This is a genomic window from Caballeronia sp. LZ003 (genome assembly GCF_031451465.1).
Lineage (GTDB): Bacteria > Pseudomonadota > Gammaproteobacteria > Burkholderiales > Burkholderiaceae > Caballeronia.
Window position 1 is genome coordinate 1 of record NZ_JARUXJ010000014.1, and the last position, 2,348, is coordinate 2,348.

The window sequence follows — 2,348 nt, forward strand, 5'->3', positions numbered from 1 at the left end:
GTAAGCGCCCGGCAAAGTCACGGGTGCGCTTAATCAGGAGGCGGCTGGTACCCAATTATGCGGAAGCAATTCAGTGATCTTATCGGCCCTCTGCGTCGGCAGCCGCGTGAGAATATCCTTTAGGTATGCGTACGGGTCGTGCCCATTAAGCTGGGCGGAACGCACGAGACTCATGATAGCTGCAGCTCGTTGTCCAGCGCGTAAAGAACCCGCGAATAGCCAATTCGCCCTTCCGATTGCCCAGGGCCGAATCAGATTCTCGATTCGATTGTTATCAATGGGCACCTGAGGATCGTCAAGATAGCGCGTAAGCGCCTGCCAGCGCTTGAGATTGTAGTCCAGTGCTTTGGCGATCGGCGAACCCGCGACGACGAGTTTGCGCTGTGCGAGCATCCAGACGTGCAATGCTTGTGCAATCGGGCGGCCTCGCTCCTCGCGAATCGCTCGTCGTTGTTCAGGGTCCAAGTTAGCTGCTTCGCGCTCGACGTCGTAGAGCGCCACGAAGAATTTCAGTGCTTGTTCGGCGATCTGGCTTTTTTTGCTCTCGTACAGATCGAAGAATTTTCTCCGTGCGTGTGCCATACAGCCAATTTCCGTGATGCCCAGCTTGAATCCGGCTTTATAGCCGCTGTAATCGTCGACGACCAGCTTGCCACGCCAGTCGCCCAGGAAGGCGCGAGCATGTTCGCCAGATCTACCGTCTGCAAACTCGTACACGACCGCGCGCACGTCTGCGAATTGGGTCGACGTGTACGCCCATAGATAGGCGCAATGTGTCTTCCCTTTGCCGGGGCTCAACATCTGCACCGGCGTTTCATCTGCATGTACGACGGTGTGGCGCAGTAATTCCTCGCGAAGCGCCTCGACCAGGGGCTGCAAACGCACACCGCATATGCCCACCCAGCCGCCGAGCGTCGACTGTGGAATTGCAACACCCGCGCGGGCGAAGATGCGTTCCTGCCGGTACAGAGGAAGGTGGTCGCCGTATTTGGCGACTAACACCTGTGCAAGCAATCCATTAGTCGGAATTCCTTTGTCGATCACATGTGGCGGCACGGGCGCCTGGACCAATGTCTCGCACGCTTTACAGGCCCATTTCCCGCGGATATGGCGCTCAACAGTGAACACGCCCGGCGTGTAGTCGAGCTTCTCGCTGATATCCTCGCCAATACGCACCCGCTGGCAGCCACAGGAGCAACTCAACTCCGTCGGCTCGTGGTGGATATCGGTACGGGGTAACTGGGGCGGCAACGGCAAGCGTTTGGCACACTTGCGGGGCTTCTCCTGCGGCACATCCGAGCGCAGCTCATCGAGCTCAGCTTCCAACGCGGCCAAATCCTCATCGATTGCCTCGTCCAGCAGGCTCAATTGCTCGGTGGTGAGCTGCTCGCTACGCCTGCCGAATTGCAGACGTTTGATGACCGAGAGCTCATGCGTGAGTTGGTCAATGCGCGTTTGGCGGTAGTGCGATTCGCGCGTCTTCTCGTCGACCTGGGTCATCAATTGACGCGCAAGCGCGCGCAGTTGATCGGGGTTCAGAGCGTCGAGATCAGTGGGGGATTCCATGTCCTCAAGTTTGCCAGCACCTGCAAGCCGGGGGAATCGAAACTGTATACGTCTTTGCTATACCACCGCGATGACGTGATCGTGCGCCAACGTCTGCCAGGGCAGCCCGATCACAAGTGCGTGCAGTTGCTCGAGATTTAATGTCTCAGCGACATCGCCATGATCACTGGCCCAAACGAAATGACCCTTGTTCAAGCGTCGCGCAGCAAGCCAGACACCAAATCCGTCGTAGACCAGGACCTTCATGCGCGTCGAGCGCTGATTGGCAAATAAATATGCGTGGTGTGGCCGTGCGGACCCAAAAACCTTCACCACGCGTGCAAGGATGGTATCGGCGCCGGCTCGCATATCAAGAGGTTCGGTCGCAAGCCAAATGGCGTCGATGCGGATCATCGCAACACCTCCCGAACCCAAGCCGCACTCTCACTCAAGCAAAGCTGCGGCCACAGCACTGACACCGTTGTGCCGTTGCGCTGAATGTCGATACGCACGTTCACTTGCGCCGCATCGGGCGCTTGTGGTGTCGGCACAGTCATTGGCAGCGCGATGAAAGCCCGCTTGACGTCGATATCAAGCGAGTTGGGCTCAGGCGGCGTAGCGTCGCTGGGGTCGGCGGCCGCTTTAATCCAGCGTCGCAGCACATTGGGATTCAGGCCATGGGAGATCGCCACGGCTGAACATGAGACGCCGACCTGCCGACATTGGTTGATAAGCTCAGACTTGAACGAGGCGCTATAGGTCCGCCGTGTGCGGCCCGCCGATATGTCTTGGGAAATAGTGTG

The 2,348-nt window shown here is 58.3% G+C and carries 3 protein-coding genes; all 3 read right to left on the reverse strand.

Annotated features, from left to right (window positions below; all coding sequences use genetic code 11):
- Positions 1 to 33: 33 nt before the first annotated feature.
- A complete protein-coding gene (tnpC, locus tag QCE79_RS32355) occupies positions 34 to 1,566 on the reverse strand; it encodes an IS66 family transposase (RefSeq protein ID WP_309851373.1) in 1,533 nt (510 codons plus the stop codon).
- A 57-nt stretch (positions 1,567 to 1,623) separates the two neighbouring features.
- Positions 1,624 to 1,959 (reverse strand): IS66 family insertion sequence element accessory protein TnpB, encoded by a 336-nt coding sequence (gene tnpB, locus QCE79_RS32360; RefSeq protein WP_309851376.1) that lies wholly within the window; start codon positions 1,957 to 1,959, stop codon positions 1,624 to 1,626.
- Positions 1,956 to 2,348 (reverse strand): transposase (locus QCE79_RS32365; protein WP_309851379.1); only part of this gene is annotated, 393 nt, incomplete at its 5' end. The genes tnpB and QCE79_RS32365, both read right to left, overlap by 4 nt.

Bases quoted from the DNA above. Each gene is read 5' to 3' on its own strand.
- tnpB (WP_309851376.1), bottom strand. From the start codon at position 1,959: ATGATCCGCATCGACGCCATTTGGCTTGCGACCGAACCTCTTGATATG.
- tnpC (WP_309851373.1), bottom strand. From the start codon at position 1,566: ATGGAATCCCCCACTGATCTCGACGCTCTGAACCCCGATCAACTGCGC.